Source organism: Janthinobacterium saanense, assembly GCF_014200675.1.
Taxonomy (GTDB): Bacteria; Pseudomonadota; Gammaproteobacteria; order Burkholderiales; family Burkholderiaceae_D; genus Janthinobacterium.
Map to the genome: position 1 here is coordinate 13162 of NZ_JACHCI010000011.1, position 16550 is coordinate 29711.

The 16550-nt window shown below is 61.5% G+C and carries 16 protein-coding genes; 9 read left to right on the top strand and 7 right to left on the bottom strand.

The features are described from left to right. The first annotated feature begins 3 nt into the window (after window positions 1-3). Genes HDE72_RS15585 through HDE72_RS15610 form a run of 6 tightly spaced genes read left to right on the top strand, consistent with a single transcriptional unit; the run spans window position 4 to window position 6692 of the window. Complete coding sequence (locus HDE72_RS15585; RefSeq protein ID WP_260176726.1) at window positions 4-1815, top strand: type II and III secretion system protein family protein; 1812 nt, start codon at window positions 4-6, stop codon at window positions 1813-1815. A 10-nt stretch (window positions 1816-1825) separates the two neighbouring features. Then, on the top strand, window positions 1826-2116 hold the full coding sequence (locus HDE72_RS15590) for a pilus assembly protein (RefSeq protein WP_183742502.1): 291 nt from the start codon (window positions 1826-1828) through the stop codon (window positions 2114-2116). Between the two features lie 35 nt (window positions 2117-2151). Next, window positions 2152-3342, top strand: coding sequence for an AAA family ATPase (locus HDE72_RS15595; protein ID WP_183742504.1), 1191 nt, complete (start codon window positions 2152-2154; stop codon window positions 3340-3342). Beyond that, on the top strand, window positions 3339-4739 hold the full coding sequence (locus HDE72_RS15600; protein ID WP_183742506.1) for a CpaF family protein: 1401 nt from the start codon (window positions 3339-3341) through the stop codon (window positions 4737-4739). Before HDE72_RS15595 ends, HDE72_RS15600 begins: the two co-directional genes overlap by 4 nt. An 11-nt stretch (window positions 4740-4750) precedes the next feature. Beyond that, window positions 4751-5728 carry a type II secretion system F family protein gene (locus tag HDE72_RS15605; protein WP_183742508.1) on the top strand — a complete coding sequence of 326 codons (978 nt, stop codon included), beginning with the start codon at window positions 4751-4753 and terminating at the stop codon, window positions 5726-5728. 31 nt (window positions 5729-5759) lie between these two features. Then, window positions 5760-6692, top strand: a complete 933-nt coding sequence (locus HDE72_RS15610) for a type II secretion system F family protein (protein WP_183742510.1) — start codon at window positions 5760-5762, stop codon at window positions 6690-6692. 53 nt (window positions 6693-6745) lie between these two features. On the opposite strand, the gene HDE72_RS15615 is transcribed toward HDE72_RS15610, so the two are convergent. The 7 genes from HDE72_RS15615 to edd form a co-directional block, all read right to left on the bottom strand. Then, the gene (locus HDE72_RS15615) at window positions 6746-7714 is read right to left on the bottom strand and encodes an IS1595 family transposase (RefSeq protein ID WP_183742512.1); all 969 of its coding nucleotides are present in this window, start codon (window positions 7712-7714) and stop codon (window positions 6746-6748) included. A gap of 97 nt (window positions 7715-7811) precedes the next feature. Continuing rightward, window positions 7812-9194, bottom strand: coding sequence for a TadE/TadG family type IV pilus assembly protein (locus tag HDE72_RS15620; RefSeq protein WP_183742514.1), 1383 nt, complete (start codon window positions 9192-9194; stop codon window positions 7812-7814). Between the two features lie 34 nt (window positions 9195-9228). Further along, on the bottom strand, window positions 9229-9816 hold the full coding sequence (locus HDE72_RS15625) for a TadE/TadG family type IV pilus assembly protein (RefSeq protein ID WP_183742516.1): 588 nt from the start codon (window positions 9814-9816) through the stop codon (window positions 9229-9231). Beyond that, a complete protein-coding gene (locus HDE72_RS15630; RefSeq protein WP_183742518.1) occupies window positions 9816-10334 on the bottom strand; it encodes a TadE/TadG family type IV pilus assembly protein in 519 nt (172 codons plus the stop codon). The genes HDE72_RS15625 and HDE72_RS15630 overlap by 1 nt, the downstream gene beginning before the upstream one ends. 160 nt (window positions 10335-10494) lie before the next feature. Beyond that, window positions 10495-11016 carry a hypothetical protein gene (locus HDE72_RS15635; RefSeq protein ID WP_183742520.1) on the bottom strand — a complete coding sequence of 174 codons (522 nt, stop codon included), beginning with the start codon at window positions 11014-11016 and terminating at the stop codon, window positions 10495-10497. 60 nt (window positions 11017-11076) lie between these two features. After that, complete coding sequence (gene eda, locus HDE72_RS15640; RefSeq protein WP_183742522.1) at window positions 11077-11706, bottom strand: bifunctional 4-hydroxy-2-oxoglutarate aldolase/2-dehydro-3-deoxy-phosphogluconate aldolase; 630 nt, start codon at window positions 11704-11706, stop codon at window positions 11077-11079. A gap of 2 nt (window positions 11707-11708) precedes the next feature. After that, window positions 11709-13622 (bottom strand): phosphogluconate dehydratase, encoded by a 1914-nt coding sequence (edd, locus tag HDE72_RS15645; RefSeq protein WP_183742525.1) that lies wholly within the window; start codon window positions 13620-13622, stop codon window positions 11709-11711. On the opposite strand from edd, the gene HDE72_RS15650 reads away from it, so the two are divergent. The 3 genes from HDE72_RS15650 to HDE72_RS15660 all read left to right on the top strand — a co-directional run bounded on the left by HDE72_RS15650 (window position 13621) and on the right by HDE72_RS15660 (window position 16541). Next, window positions 13621-13863 (top strand): hypothetical protein, encoded by a 243-nt coding sequence (locus tag HDE72_RS15650; protein ID WP_183742527.1) that lies wholly within the window; start codon window positions 13621-13623, stop codon window positions 13861-13863. The two genes, edd and HDE72_RS15650, sit on opposite strands and share 2 nt — an antisense overlap. 104 nt (window positions 13864-13967) lie before the next feature. Then, on the top strand, window positions 13968-15632 hold the full coding sequence (gene pgi, locus HDE72_RS15655) for a glucose-6-phosphate isomerase (protein ID WP_183742529.1): 1665 nt from the start codon (window positions 13968-13970) through the stop codon (window positions 15630-15632). Window positions 15633-15644: 12 nt separating this feature from the next. After that, a complete protein-coding gene (locus HDE72_RS15660; RefSeq protein WP_183742532.1) occupies window positions 15645-16541 on the top strand; it encodes an SMP-30/gluconolactonase/LRE family protein in 897 nt (298 codons plus the stop codon). The last annotated feature ends 9 nt before the right edge of the window (window positions 16542-16550 follow it).

The following is a 16550-nucleotide window of genomic DNA, read 5'->3' on the forward strand; positions in this document are numbered from 1 at the left end:
GCCATGAGTACCATGAGCAATCAGAGCACAGCAAACGCGAGCCGCATCCTGCGCATGGCCCTCGCCATCGCCGCCATCGGCGTACTGGTCCCGGCAGCCTATGCCGACACGGCCGCGCCGGCCACCTCGCCTGGGCTGTCGCCGACACCGCCCGGTGCCAGCACACCGGCGGCAGCGCCGGCGGCAGCACCGCCCAGAATGGTGCGCCGCGCGCCGCGCATGAAAGCCATGCCGCAGCAAGCCATGCTGGACAATGCCGGCGGTCATGCCGACATGGCCAGGAACATGGCCCTGGCCGAGGGCAAGTCGACCCTGATGCACCTGCCCTTTCCCGTGGCGCGCGTCTCGGTGGGCGATCCACGCATCGCCGACGTGATCCTGCTCAATACCACCGATGTGTATTTGCTGGGCAAATCCGTGGGCACGACCAATCTGATCGTCTGGAACCGCAGCAATGAGGCGACCATCATCGACCTGGCCGTCAGCATCGATTGCAGCCTGCTGCAGGCGCGCCTGGCCGAACTGCTGCCGACTGAAAAAGACTTGCACGTGACGGTGGCGGGCGACACCCTGATACTGACGGGTATGGTCAGCGATGTCGTCAAGGCCGACCAGGCCGTCTCGCTGGCAAATGCCTATGCCCAGCGTGGTTCGCGGCCGGCCGCTGGCGCCACCATGGGTGCGCCGCCTGCCGCCGTCACGGCCAGCGCCGCGCCCGATCCTTCCGGCGGGCCATCGGCTTCGCCGCGCGTGATCAATCTGCTGTCGATCGCCGCACCGCAGCAGGTGATGCTGGAAGTCAAAGTGGCGGAAGTATCGAAAACCCTGGTCGACCAACTGGGCGCCAACCTGGGCCTGAACAAGACCATCGGTAGCTGGACCTATTCCATCCTGTCCAACCTGCTCAGTAATAACCCCAGCAGCATAGGCGCCACCAATAACCGCAACGGCAACTTCCTCGGCCTCGATGCGCAGAAGCACGATGGCCTGATCAAGGTGCTGGCCGAACCGAACATCATGGCCATCAGCGGCCAGGAAGCCAGTTTCCTGGCCGGTGGAAAAATCTTCATTCCGGTCAGCCAGACCAACACGGGTGGCGCGCCCACGATTACGCTGGAAGAAAAAGAATTCGGCATCGCCGTGAAATTCACGCCCACCGTGCTCGATGGCGGGCGCATCAACCTGAAGGTGGCGCCGGAAGTGTCCGACCTGAACAAGGAAGGCATAGGCATCACCGCCACAGGCAGCACGGCCACCGCCATCCTGCCTTCGTTTACCACCCGGCGCGCCACCACCACGGTGCAGCTGCTCGATGGCCAGAGCTTCGCCATCGGCGGCCTGATCAAGAACAATGTGACCAGCAATATCAAGGCCTTGCCTGGCCTGGGCGAAGTGCCCGTGCTGGGCGCCCTGTTCCGCAGCACGGACTTCCAGACGGACCGCACGGAACTGGTCTTCATCATTACGCCGCACCTGGTAAAACCCCTGCCGCCCGACTACAAGCTGCCCACCGATCCCTATGTGGAACCCACGCGCGGCGACATGATGCTGGGAGGAAAAATGGAAGGCAAGGCAGTGGCCACCGCACCGGCGCCAGCGCCAGCCTCGGCTCCTGCACCAGCACCGATGCCCATGCCAGCGCCAGTGCCTGTCTCGCTGGCGCCTGCCACCGCACCCGCCATGCCGGTGCCAACGGCAGCGCCAGCAGCTGCGCCTAGCCCCGCGGTGATGGCAGACAGCGTGCCGCAATACCGCGCCGTTCCCAAAGCCGATATGGCCACGCCACCGCTCAACGTCGTCGACGACCTCAAATAGGAGCTCCACCATGAAAACCCCGTTCATCCCCCTTGCCCGCTGCTTGCTGGGCGCCTTGTCCATCGCCGTGCTCGCTGGCTGTGCCGCCACCACCACGCCGGTGCTCGACAGCCATTTCGGCGAAACCGTCGCGCTGCTGCGGCAACAGCAGATCCTGTATCCGAATGCCGCCTACAACCCCAACCCGGTACTCGGTCTCGATGGCAAGGCCGCCATCAGCGGCTACAAGCTGTATCAAAAATCGTATAACGCGCCCGACCCTTTGCCTGACGTGCTGACGATAGGCGTGAGCAAAAACTGATCGTTCGCCTTCCCCATCCACAGCCGGAGCATGCCGTGAAAATCTTTATTATCTCCAGTAACGAAAAAGAACTGTCCGGCATCGCGGCGCTGCTGCACGAGCGCCACGCCGGCGACGATATCGACAGCGCCATCGGCAGCCTGGAACGGCTGTCCGGTACGGCAGAAATGGCAGCGCCCGACGTGCTGCTGCTGGCCCAAGCGGAGATCAGCGAGGCAGACCTGGCACGCATCGAGCGCCTCGCCAGCCGCCTGCCCGGCATGGCCATCATTGTGCAATGCCAGCAGCAGGGCGCCGATTTCCTGCGGCTGGCCATGCGTGCCGGCGTGCGTGAAGTACTGCCATCCCATCATCCCGGCGCGGCGCTCGACGCGGCGCTGCAGCGCATGGTGGACAAGAGTGCGCAACAGAGGCAAAGCAAGGGCCAGGTGATCGCCCTGGCGTCATGCAAGGGTGGCAGCGGCGCCACGTTCATCGCGGCCAACCTGGCCTATGCGCTGGCGCAGGAAAACCAGCGCGTGGCGCTGTTCGACCTGAACCTGCAATTTGGCGACGCCGCGCTATTTGTCTCGGATCAAAAACCGGCAGCCACCCTGTCGCACGTAGCGCAGCAGATACACCGGCTCGATATTTCCTTCCTGGCCGCCAGCATGCTGCAGGTGACGCCGAACTTCAGCATCCTGGCAGCGCCGGAAGATCCGGCCCATGCCAGCGACGTCAAGCCGGAACATATCGACCAGCTGCTGCATCTGGCACGCCAGCACTATGACTTCATCGTGCTCGACCTGGGCCGCGGCCTCGATGCGATCAGCGTGCGCGCACTGGACCAGGCCGACATCATCTGCCCCGTGATGCAGGCGACCCTGCCCTACATCCGCGATGGCAAGCGCCTGCTGCAGGCATTCGCGGCGCTGGAATACCCGGACAGCAAGATCCGGCTGATCCTGAACCGCTATACGGGCAGCGATGAAATCCGCGGGCGCGACCTGGAGGATGCCTATGGGCAGCGCATCTTCCACACCATGCCGAACCACTATGCGGCGGCGGCGGCCTCGGTGAACCAGGGCGTGCCGGTGCTGAAACTGGCGCCAGGCAGTCCCCTGTCCAAATCACTGAAAGCGTGTGCGCGCACCTTGAGCGGCACGCGCGCCAACAGCGCACCGGGACTGCTGACGCGTTTATTCCAGCGCAAACAGTCCATACAACTTCGAGGGGAAACAGCATGAGCACCGATATCAATAGCGGCAACGGCAACCCCAGCCTGCGCGAACGGCTGGGCAGCGCCAGCCTGCCCAACGGGCACGTACCGTCTTTCAGCGCCACGCGCGCCGGCACCGGCGCCGGCGACAATCCCGCCTACCAGGAACTCAAGCAGCATGTGCACCAGGCACTGCTCGACCGGATCGACCTGGAAGGCATGCAGCGGCTGTCGCAGGAACAAATACGCGAAGACTTGAAAATCCTGGTCGGCCGCCTGCTGGAAGAAGACAATGTGGTGATCAACGATCTGGAACGGCGCACGCTGGTGCGCGATATCCAGGATGAGGTACTGGGCCTGGGACCGCTGGAGCCGCTGCTGAACGATCCCAGCGTGTCCGATATCCTCGTCAACAGCTACCGCCAGGTGTATGTCGAACGCAATGGCCAGCTCGAGCTGAGCGATATCCGCTTTACCGACGATGCGCATCTGATGAAGATCATCGACAAGATCGTCTCGCGCGTGGGCCGGCGTATCGACGAGTCCAGCCCCATGGTCGATGCGCGCCTGCCCGACGGTTCGCGCGTGAACGCCATCATTCCGCCGCTGGCCATCGATGGCCCTGTGATGTCGATACGGCGCTTCTCGGCCCAGCCGCTGCGCCTGGCCGACCTGGTCGAACTGCACAGCCTGACGGCCGAAATGGCGCAGATACTGCAAGGCCTGGGCAAGGCCAAGATCAATATCCTGATCTCGGGCGGCACCGGCAGCGGCAAGACCACCATGCTCAATGCGATTTCAGGCTTCGTCAGCGCCAGCGAGCGCATCGTCACCATCGAAGACGCGGCCGAACTGCAGATGCAGCAGCCGCACGTGGTACGGCTGGAAACGCGCCCCGCCAATATCGAGGGCAAGGGCGAAGTGACGCAGCGCGCGCTGGTGCGCAATGCGCTGCGCATGCGGCCGGACCGCATCATCCTGGGCGAGGTGCGCGGCGCCGAAGCGCTCGACATGCTGCAAGCGATGAATACCGGCCACGAAGGGTCGATGGCCACCATCCACGCCAACACCGCGCGCGACGCGCTGACACGCCTGGAAAACATGATCAGCATGGCGGCGGCCATGCTGCCAGGCAAAGCCATGCGCCAGCAGATCAGTGCCGCCATCAGCGTCGTCATACAAGTGGCGCGGCTGACGGACGGCAAGCGCAAGGTAGTGGCGATCCAGGAAATCACCGGCATGGAGGGGGAGATGATCACGATGCAGGAAATTTTCACCTTCCAGCAGACGGGCATCGCCCAGGATGGCACGGTCAACGGCCACTTTCAGGCCAGCGGCGTGCGGCCGCACTTCCTTGAACGCCTGCGCGCGTTTGGCGTGAGCGTGCCGGAAAGCCTGTTCGATCCCAGCCGCCAATACCATTGAGGGGAAGCGCCATGAACTACCTTTATTATGTGTTCGGCGCACTGATTTTCATCGCCGTGATGCTGTTCCTGACGGGCCTGTATCAAAGCTGGAACACGGCGCGCGGTCCGGAATCGGAAAGGGTGGCGCGCCGCCTGCGCATGATGTCGGCAGGAGCGCACTCCGGCGAACAAAACACCACCATGATCAAGCAGCGTCTGCTGAGCGATACACCGGCGCTGCAACGCATGCTGCTGGAAGTGCCGCGCGTCCATGCACTCGACCGCCTGCTGGAACAATCGGGACTGGCGTGGAGCGTGGCGCAGTGGCTGATGCTGGTGCTGCTGACTTTTCTCGTGGCCCTGCTTGCCAGCAGCTTTTTCGACATGCCCTGGTGGTTGCACCTGCTGGTCGCTGCCCTGTGCACCACGCTGCCCCTGTATTACATCGAACGGGCCAGGACACGCCGCCTGGAGCGTATCGGCATGCAGCTGCCCGATGCACTGGACCTGATGAGCCGGGCGCTGCGGGCAGGCCATGCTTTCCCCACGTCGCTGAAAATGGTCGGCGACGAAATGAATGCGCCGCTGGCCGACGAGTTCCGCATCGCCTTCGACGAAGTCAATTTCGGCATCGCCATGCAGGATGCGCTGATGAACCTGGCCACCCGCGTGCCCAGCACGGACGTACGCTACTTCGTGATTGCCGTGCTGATCCAGCGCGAAACAGGGGGCAATCTGTCCGAGCTGCTCGACAGCATCGCCAGGATCATCCGTGAACGCATGAAACTGCTGGGCCAGGTACGCGTGCTGTCGGCCGAAGCGCGCCTGTCGGCCTGGATCTTGTCGCTGCTGCCGTTTGCGGCGGCAGCGGTGATACAGCTGACCAATCCCACCTTCCTCGATTTGCTGTACCACGATCCCAGCGGCCAGAAAATGCTGGCCGGCGCGCTGGTGCTGATGCTGATCGGCATAGGAATCATGCGCAAGATCATCCATATCCATGTCTGATGCCTGGCATCCGGGCAGTAGGAGAATCACCATGACCACGCTGCAAATCAGTTTTCTGGGCCTGCTCTTCATTGCCGTGTTTGGCGGCGCCATGCTGGTGCTGCTGATCGCCATGCCCGATCCGCTACGCCAGCGCCTCGACAGCGCAGGCGTGACAGGGGCCGGCGGCACGCGCGCATGGCGGGCGCATTTCGTCAAGCTGAGCAGACCGCTGGCGCGCTTGTCCCTGCCGGAAGAAGGCTGGGAAAAATCGGCCACGCGCCTGCGCTTCATGCATGCGGGCTTGCGCCACCCATCGGCGCCCTTGCTGTATTTCGGCGCCAAGACAGCGCTCGCCGTAGGTTTGCCCGTGCTGCTGTTTCTCGGCTTGAGCGTCGCCGGCGGCTACAACGATGTGACCTGGCTGCTGCTGGCGCTATTGCTGACGGCAGGCCTGGGTTATTACCTGCCCAACGGCTGGCTGAACCGCCGCATCCGCCTGCGCCAGCGCGATATCTTTGAAAGCTTTCCCGACGCGCTAGACCTGATGACGGTCTGCGTCGAAGCCGGCCTGGCGATGGACGCGGCGCTGGCCAGGGTCGCCTCGGAAATTGCCTTGAAAAGCCGCGTACTGGCCGAGGAATTGCATCTGCTGACGCTGGAACTGCGGGCCGGCAATTCAAAAGAGCGGGCCTTGCGCAACCTGGCGCTGCGCACCGGCGTGGACGATGTCGACGCCCTGGTCGCCATGCTGATCCAGGCCGAACGTTTCGGCACCAGCATCGCCGCTTCGCTGCGCGTGCAATCGGATCAGCTGCGCACCAAGCGGCGCCAGCTGGCAGAAGAACAGGCGGCGAAAATTTCCCTCAAGCTACTGTTCCCCCTGATCTTCTTCATCTTTCCTTCGCTGCTGGTGGTGCTGATGGGCCCCGCCTTCTTGCAAATCTACCGCGTGCTGCTGCCTGGCATGGCTGGCGGAAATTAAAGCAGGCTTTCCATACACCAAGAGCCGGACATCGCGTCCGGCTCTTTTTTCCGCTATGTCACCGTCAGATGTGGGAACTCTCCCAGCGTTGCTTTTAATAATGTTTCAGCCGACAGGATACGCCTGGCGTCGAGTATCCAGCGCCAGCCCAGGTAACTGGGCAGATAGCGCGTCGCCACGCCATGAAAGATGCTCAGCCATCCGCGCAAGCGGCTGTGATACGCATTCACGTTCTGCACGTGGGCAGCACCGCGCACACGGATGCCGGCACGCAAGTTGACAGCTTGATGGCTGATGCCGGCCTCTCGGGCAAAGGCCGCATAAGCAGCATGGCCATCGCTGACCAGCAGGATATCGCGGTCGATCACGGGCGGCAAGCAATGCAGCAAGTGTTGCTTGCTCAGCTGACCCTTGCCTGTCACGAAATCAAGGGTTTGCCCCGTGCGGTCGCGTGCCACCAGGATGCAGACCTGCTCACTGGAAATACCGTGCTGCAGAGCATGTCCACCGCGCCGTCGTGCAGGGCGCCGCAAATGGCGGGCACCTTTTTCTGATTCCAGCAGATACATTTCATCGGCCTCGGTTATGCCGTGCAGGCATCGCGGACGGTCGGTTTTCGCCAACGCCAGAAAACGGTGGCGCCAGCGAAAGCTGGTATTGCGGTGTATCCCCAGTTGTTGCGCTGCCTTGCGCACCGAATCCGAGTTCAGCAGGCAATCGGCATAGTCCAGCCATAAGGCCTTATGGCGCAGATGAGCCAGAGGCGTACCCGTCAGTGCATTGAAAGTCTTGCCGCAAGACACGCAGCGATAGCGCTGCAAGTCGTTGGCGTGACCATGCCGGTGAAAATGCAGGGAGCGACAAACAGAACAGCACAGCCGTGCCTGTGCCGTGCGTTCGATCAGCGCGACACTCGCCTGCCCGGGCGGCGCGCCACATAACAGTTTCATCCCCTGCTGGCGCTGATGTCGAGAAAGTTCGGCGAACTGTGCGATCAATGCCTTCCATTGCATTTGCAGCATGGTGGTCTCCCTGTTTGAGTCGTCTGATCAGTCAGACCTCAGTCTTGCAGGAAGATTCCCCTATTTATCGAGAACAGAGCTTTTTTATTTCAGCGGCTTACATGCTGATTCGCAATATTGCTGACGCCAGTTTGGCGAAGCATGGTTTCAATTCATCGGCAGTGGCCGCGTGGCAATAGATACCCACCGGCTGGCCGGCACCTGCCGTCACGCAGCGCGACAGGGCGTCCGGCGTATTGGCCATGCATTTGAGGATATCCTCGCCCTTGTCGCTGGGCGGCGGGCCATTGGCCGCCGTCAATTCGCTGCCCAGGCCCAGGGTAAATACATACATGCCTTCGGCGCGCGACTTGGCCGCCATCGCTTCGAGCAAGTTACGCGAGGCACGGTTGACATTGGTCCAGGTGGCGGCATTGCTGCTGGTATCGTTGGTGACCGAGCGGGGCGTGCCGGTAATCACGGGAAACTCTTGCAAGGCAGGCAGATTCGTCGGATTGTGGGCGTTGTACCATAGAGGCAAGGCAGCCGGGTCGAGGTCCTTGACGATATTCGTATTCTGGTTGCACTTGCCAGCGGCCGTGGTGCCCTGCTTGTTGATCAGCCACAAGCCGGCTGGCGTGCCCGTCGTCGTACCATCGCCCGTCACCAGCGCGCCTGGCGTGGTGCAGTCGGCCGGCGTCTTGAACTTGAAGACGGATGAGATGGTATTCGGTGAGCCATCGGAGAAAAACACGATGACGCGCAAGCTGGAGCGGTTGGCCAGCGCAATGCTGTTCAACTGGTCGCGCGCATTCCATACGCCTTCGGAGGAATTCGTCAAGCCGCTAAAGCTGTACTTGCCGATGGCCGTACTCATTGCTGCCTGGTTAAAGCCCCGCGCCACCGTGTTAATCGGCGTATCGACCTCGGCGCCATACGAAAAATGGATCAGCGCCATGCGGTCCTGCGAGGGATTAAATTGGGTCAGGAATAATTGGGCGCTGCTGATCACGGTCGGCCCGACAGAAGACATGGAGCCCGAGGTATCCATCACGAAGGCCAGATCCAGATCCTTGCGGATGGTTTCTGCCGAAGCGCTGACATTGAGCACATTAAAGCCCAGCACGCGCATCAGGGTGACCGGCACCGTAGCGGTGGCCGCCGCATCGACGGTCACCTTGCCGCCGTCAAAGGTGATGGTGGGATTGTTGAAAGTGGGCGTGGCGCCCAAATAGCCAGTGGGAAAATTGACCGCAAAAAATTTCTGCGCCGCTGCCTGTGCGCTGGCCCGCTGCGCATCCTGGCCCACGCCCTGCGTCACGGCGCGCGCGGCCGCGATGCTGGCCGAATCGACCGCCGCATTGAGCTTGGCGCGCACGATAAAGCCCAGCCCGGAATCGACGGCCAGCCCCACGGCGCCGATCAGCACCAGCAGCGACAAAGCCACGACTATCAATACCTGTCCCCTGGCCTGGCGTACAGGCCTGGTCTGTTTTTTCATGATCTTCTCCAGGTACCGGACAAGACTGTCCGGGTCAAAATATAGTCTTGGCGTACAGGTCGCCGCTCAGCGTTGGCGTATGTGCCCCAAAACCCAGGTTGATGCCGGAAAACAGTATCGTCGAGTGATACATGCTTTCCACGACATAAATGACTTCACCATTGGCCAGCTGGTTGCTCATGGCGTCGTTGATGGGTGAACCCGCGCTGGGTATGCTGCTGCAAGTGCCGGTGCCATCGCTGGTCCAGCTGCTGCAGCTCCATACCTTGCTGGGCTGATGCAAGCCCTGGGTCCAGCGGTATTGCGCCAGGATGACATCTTGCTTGCCAGGACCATTGCCCATGATCTTGTTGATGTAGATGCTGCCGTTGTTGGGCATGTCCAGCGGCGGCGTGGTCATGGCCAGCGCTGTCATGATGGTTTGCGGGTCTTGCGATGAACGCGATGCCAGATTGGCGCCTTCACGGCTCAGATTGGTCAGTATCATGTCGCCCTGCACGACGCGCGCAAGGTCGAAGATCGGGATGGCCAACATCAGCATGAAGGGCAAGACCAGGGCGAATTCCACGGCGGCCAGGCCTTGCTGCCGGCCTGCGCCGCGGGGGAGCTTGGATGGCGTCATCAGAAGGCCTCATTGCGCATGGTGGCGGCGACGCTGAAGGTGTACTGGCCGGTAACGTGATTTTGCTTGCTGGGATTAAGCAAGGCCATCAAACGCCAGGCCGGTGTGATGATGGGCCAGCTACAATTGACCTGTAGCACCACAATATCGCCAGCGGCGCCAAACATATTGTTGTTGTAAGAGGCTTGCGCCTGAGACACTCCATTGACCACGATCACCGGACTGACCATGGCATACAGGCCAACCGAGCTATCGCTGATTTTTTGCAGCACCGCCTCGTAACGCTGTTTGTTCGCGGTGGCAGGATCGAGGTTGTTTTGCCCGGTGATGGAATAGCGCGCGCCTTCGCGCACCGCATATTGCATCGTCAGGTTAACCCAGAACATGATCCCCAACTCCATGATCATGGCCATGAGGAAAAAAAGGATGGGAGCGATCAAGGCAAATTCCAGCAGCGCCGCGCCGCCTGAGCGCCGTTTCAGGCGCAACTCCCCCTTACAGCCGCTTCTAGTCTGCATGATTTACTCGCTTGGACAGGTCGCTTCCGGTCGCATGCCGGAGTTGCGTGAAAGACAAATAAATTGTGCTTTCAATAATTTAATTTAGGTAATTCGGAGCCGGAAGTCAAGGCCTGAATAGAAGAGATGCGCGTCTGGCGACAGTAGCGGAAGGAGTAGGCTAGCGTGGCAGCAAGGCACGGTCGGCCGGGTTCAGCAAGAAACCTTGCAGTATCTCTTGCAGCTGCGGCAACTGCGCTACATACGCGGGAATACCCAGCTGGCGTGCGCCAAAATAGTGGGCGATGATATCGCCCTGCTGCTCCATATTGAAATCAGACAATACCCCGCCCGCGCTGGCCGTGTAGCGGTAGGCGCGCTGGCCACTATAGCCGCCACGCAAGGCCAGCAACAGACCGTGCAGCAAGACGTGATAACCGCGCTGGTACTGCCAGACATGCACCATTTCATGGATAAAGAACAGCTTGCCGCCATTGCCCTCGTGTGAAAAATCGTCGCGGTACTGGGCCGGCATGAAATGCAGGCTGCCACGCGGCGTCATGGCCGTGTTCTGGTCTTGCAAGCCGAAGGGAAGGAAGGAGCCGCGCACCACGCGCACGCGCGCATAGTCGATGGCGCCCTGAAAGACGCTACGGGCCATGGCGATTTCGCCAGGCGTCAGGGGACGGCGCAATCTGTGCATGGCCGCTTTAAAGAGTCAGCGCGGCAAGCTTTATCGCTTGCCGCACAGTCATGCAAATACTTAGGCAGAGCGCAAGCCGCTGGCTGCCTTGGCGATTTCCGTGATGCGGTCCCAGTTGCCGGCCGCGATCGCGTCTTTCGGCGTCAGCCACGAACCGCCTACGCAGGCGACGTTTTTCAGGGCCAGGAATTGCGAGGCCGTCTCTTGCGAAATGCCGCCCGTCGGGCAGAAGGTCACGTCAGGCAGAGGGCCGTAGATGGCGTTGAGCATGCCGATGCCGCCGGCTGGCACGGCCGGGAACAGTTTCAGCTGCTGAAAGCCGTTTTCACGCGCCGCCATCACTTCGCCTGGCGTCATTACGCCTGGCAACAGTGGCAAGCCGCTGCTTTTCGCCGCCGCCACCAGCGCTGCCGTCAAGCCTGGCGAGACGCCAAACACGGCGCCTGCATCGCGCGCCTGGGCAAATTCCTCGGGACGGGTCAGGGTGCCCACGCCGACGATGGCGCCCGGCACTTCGGACATGGCGCGTATCGCTTCCAGGCCGTGTTTGGTGCGCAGGGTGACTTCCAGCACGCGGATGCCGCCCGCCACCAGCGCGCGCGCCAGCGGTACGGCATGGTCAGGGTCGTCGATCGCGATCACGGGGATCACGCTCGAGGTGCGCATAATTTCCAGTAATGTCATGGTCATCTTTATTTCCTTGCCAAAAAGTCTTCATCGGAACCTGGCACAGTATCGCCGACATTGTCGGCTTCGTGCAAGGCAACCGTGGTGGGAATCGGCGACGGCAGGCTGAAGGTGGTGGCACCCTCTTCTGCCGCGCTGACGGTGGAACGGAACATGGAAAACAGCTCGCGGCCCATGCCGACATGATTCGGCGACAGGTCGGCGTGCACCAGGGTGCGCGCATGCCAGACGTCAAGCGGCACCAGCGCTTCGAGCACGCCCGTGAAGGCGTCGAGGCGGATGACATCGCCATCGCGCACCAGGCCCAGCGGGCCGCCAGCCAAAATTTCAGGCGACACGTGGATCGCTGCAGGCACCTTGCCCGACGCGCCCGACATGCGGCCATCGGTGACCAGCGCCACGTGGCGGCCGGCATCCTGCAAGTTGGCCAGCGCTGGCGTCAGCGCATGCAATTCCGGCATGCCGTTGGCGCGCGGACCCTGGAAGCGCAGCACGGCGACGAAATCGCGGTCCAGCTTGCCAGCCTTGTAGGCGGCCATGAAATCTTCCTGCGAGTTAAAGACGATGGCAGGCGCTTCCACCGTGCGGTGCTGCGGCTTGACGGCCGAGACCTTCATCACGGCGCGGCCCAGGTTGCCGGCCACCAAGACCATGCCGCCGTCCGGTGCGAACGGGTTCGATGCCGGACGCAGCACGTTTTCGTCGGCGCTGGTCTTCGGCGCATCTTTCCAGAACACTTTGCCATCTTCACCCAGGAAAGGCTCGGTGCAGTGCGCGCGCAAGCCGTGGCCCAGAATGGTGTTGACGTCTTCGTGCAGCAAGCCGGCGTCCAGCAATTCGCGGATCAGGTAACCGGTGCCGCCAGCGGCGTGGAAATGGTTCACGTCGGCGTCGCCGTTCGGGTAGATGCGCGTCAGCATCGGCACGATGGCCGACAATTCATTGAAGTCGTTCCAGTCGATCACGATGCCGGCCGCCTTGGCGATCGCCACCAGATGCAGGGTGTGGTTGGTCGAACCGCCCGTGGCCAGCAAGCCCACGACGGCGTTGACGATACATTTTTCATCGACGATATGGCCGACCGGCAAGTAGCTGCCGCTTTGCGCCGTGATGACTGCTGCGCGCTGGGCGGCGGCGGTCGTCAATGCATCGCGCAATGGCGTGTTCGGCGTAATGAAGGCGGCGCCCGGCAAATGCAGGCCCATCACTTCCATCAGCATCTGGTTGCTGTTGGCTGTACCATAAAAGGTACATGTGCCGGCGCCGTGGTAAGCCTTGGATTCGCCTTCCAGCAAGTCTTCACGCGTGGCCTTGCCTTGCGCATACAACTGGCGCACCTTGGCTTTTTCCTGGTTCGACAGGCCCGACGTCATCGGACCGGCCGGCACGAACACGGCCGGCAAATGGCCAAAATGCAAGGCGCCGATCAGCAGGCCCGGCACGATCTTGTCGCACACGCCCAGGTACAGGGCCGAGTCGAACATATTGTGTGACAGCGCAACAGCGGTCGACATGGCGATGGTGTCGCGCGAAAACAGCGACAATTCCATGCCCGGCTGGCCTTGCGTCACGCCATCGCACATGGCAGGCACGCCGCCGGCGAACTGGGCCACGGCGCCCACTTCGCGCACGGCTTCCTTGATAATCTGCGGGAAACGCTCGAAGGGCTGGTGTGCCGACAGCATGTCGTTGTACGAGGACACGATGGCCACCGACGGCTTCTTGTATTCTTTCAGCGACAGCTTGTCGTTGGTGGGGAAGGCGGCAAAGCCGTGGGCCAGGTTGGTGCACGACAAGGCGCCGCGCTGCACGCCCTGGATGCGGGCCGCGTCCAGATGCGCCAGATAGGCGCCGCGCGACGGCCGGCTGCGCGCGATGATGCGCGCTGTTACGGATTCGACTACTGGATGCAGCGCCATGATGGATTTCCTTAAAAAAGTATTTTGTGAAATTTTACTACAAAATGGTAAAGAAGAAGCACTCTTGCTGGGTTCAACAAGAGAAATAATCGATGGGATGGCATCTATACTGGATAAAAACACAAAACATTATCTTTGCGCATCTTTCCCCTGCGGCCTTGACGCTACTGCGAAAATACGGGAAAAGGCTGGCAAAGACGACGCATGCAGAACAATCTGTAGTGAAATTACCTTTTTCTGATGTATTATTCTCACACCCGTGCCGTCATCGCCGTTCGCGGCAACGCTGACCACACCCCATTTAACCGAGACTAGTACTTACTCACGCCACCCAAGCCGACCGCCATGCGCCAGCCCGCCCCTACTCCCGCCATCACCGCCACCGCCAGCTTTCAATCCTTGCAAACGCATAGCGCCAGCCTGCGCGACGTGCATATGCGCCAGTTGTTTGCGGCTGACCCACAACGCTTTTCCAGCATGACGGTCGATGCGGCCGGCCTGCTGCTCGATTATTCGAAGAACCGGGTCGACGCCACCGCGCTGTCGCTGCTGATGGACCTGGCCCGCGAACGCGGCGTGGAAGCGCAGCGCGAAGCCATGTTCACCGGCGAAAAAATCAATCTTACCGAACATCGGGCCGTTCTGCATACTGCCTTGCGCGCCCCGCGCGGCACCAGGCTGGTGGTCGACGGCCAGGATATCGATGCGGACGTGCAGGATGTATTGCAACGCGTCAAGGTCTTCACGGACAAGGTACGCAATGGCAGCTGGCTGGGCTACACCGGCAAACCGATCTGCGACATCGTCAATATCGGCATCGGCGGCTCGGACCTGGGCCCGAAAATGGCTTGCCTGGCGCTGCGCTCCTACGCCAATCCGGGACTGGAAATGCATTTTGTGTCCAATGTGGATGGCCATGACATGGAAGCGACCTTGTCCAAGGTCGATCCGGAAACCACCTTGTTCATCGTCGCCTCGAAAACCTTCGTCACGGCCGAAACCATGCTCAACGCCAATACGGCGCGCGCCTGGTTCTTGCTCGAAGGCGAAGAAAAGGATCTGGCGCAACATTTTGTGGCTGTCTCGACCAATACGCAAGCCATCGTTGACTTCGGCATTTCCCCGGAAAACATGTTTCCGTTCTGGGACTGGGTGGGCGGCCGCTATTCCGTCTGGTCGTCAATCGGCCTGGCCGTGGCGCTGTCCGTCGGCTTTGAATACTTCAGCGACTTCCTCGCTGGCGCACATGCGATGGACCAGCATTTCCGCAGCGCGCCACTGGAACAGAACATGCCGGTGGTGCTGGCCATGGTGGGTTTCTGGAACCGCCAGTTCCTCGATTGCGGCTCCGTCTCTATCGCCCCTTACCACCAGGACTTGAGCCGCTTTGCTGCCTACCTGCAACAGCTGGACATGGAAAGCAATGGCAAGCGCGTCACCAAGGATGGCCAGCCGGTGGACGTGCCGACCGGCCCGGTGATCTGGGGCGATTGCGGCACGAACGCCCAGCACGCCTACTTCCAGCTGCTGCACCAGGGCACGGATATCACGCCTATCGATTTCATCGCCGCCCTGCGTTCCACCCACGACTTGCCTGGCCACCACGACGCCCTGCTGGCCAACTGCTTTGCCCAGTCCGAAGCCTTCATGACCGGCAAGACGGGCGAGGAAGTGCGGGCTGACTTGCAGGCGCAAGGCTTGCCAGAGAGCGAAATCGAAGCGCTGGTGCCGCACAAGACTTTTCCTGGCAACCGCCCCAGCAACACCATCCTGATGGATCAATTGACGCCTTTGACGCTGGGCGCCCTGATCGCCCTGTACGAGCATAAAACCTTTGTGCAAGGCGTGTTGTGGAACGTCAACAGCTTCGACCAGTGGGGCGTGGAACTGGGCAAGGTACTGACCAAGAAAATCCAGGCTGAACTGACGGGCTCCGCCCATCCGGAACAGCATGACAGCTCGACCAATGGCTTGATTGCACTGGCACGGGCGGCAAAAGCAGCATATTAAAGCAAGGAGTCTATGAATATTTACGAGATCAAAGTCGTCAGCGATAACGCCATGCAAGTGGGCGAATGCCCGCTGTGGCATGCGAAAGAAGCGGCCCTGTACTGGGTCGATATCGACGGGCGCGCCGTGCACCGCTTGCATCCCGCCAGTGGCCAGCAGCAACGCTGGGACATGCCGACCGAACCGTCGGCGCTGGCGATTAACGCTGGCGGCGGCTTGATCGTGGCCTTGCGCAGTGGCTTTGCCCACCTCGACACCAAGACGGGCAGCCTGGCGGAAATCGCCCCGGCGCCGTTCGACATGGCCACCACCCGCTTCAACGATGGCAAGGTCGATCCGGCGGGACGCTTCTGGGTCGGCACGATCTTTGAACCGCGCAGCGCGGCGTCGGCAGAAATGTTCGTGCTGGAAAAAGGCGCTGTGCGTAAAGTGTGGTCGGGCGGCATGACGGTCTCGAACGGCCTGGGCTTCAGCCCGGACCAGCACACCATGTACCACGCCGACACCACCACGCACCGCATCGACCGCTTTGATTTCGATGCCGCCACGGGCGCCATTTCCGAACCGCACGCCTTCCAGCGTTTTTCCACCGATAAAAAAGCGGCGGACTATGGCGGACGCCCCGATGGCGCGGCGGTCGATAGCGAAGGTAATTATTGGTCAGCCATGTTTGAAGGCGGCAAGATCTTGCGTTTCGCACCCGATGGTGAATTGCTCGATGAAATCACCCTGCCCGTGCGCTGCCCGACCATGGTCACCTTCGGCGGCCCCGACTTGCGCACCCTCTACATCACCAGCGCCAGCCACAAGCGCTCGGCAGAAGAAATCGCCGAACACCCCCTGACGGGCCATGTGCTGTCCGTGCGCGTGGATGTGGCAGGCCAGCTGGAAACGGCTTACCAGGCGTAAATAAGTTGA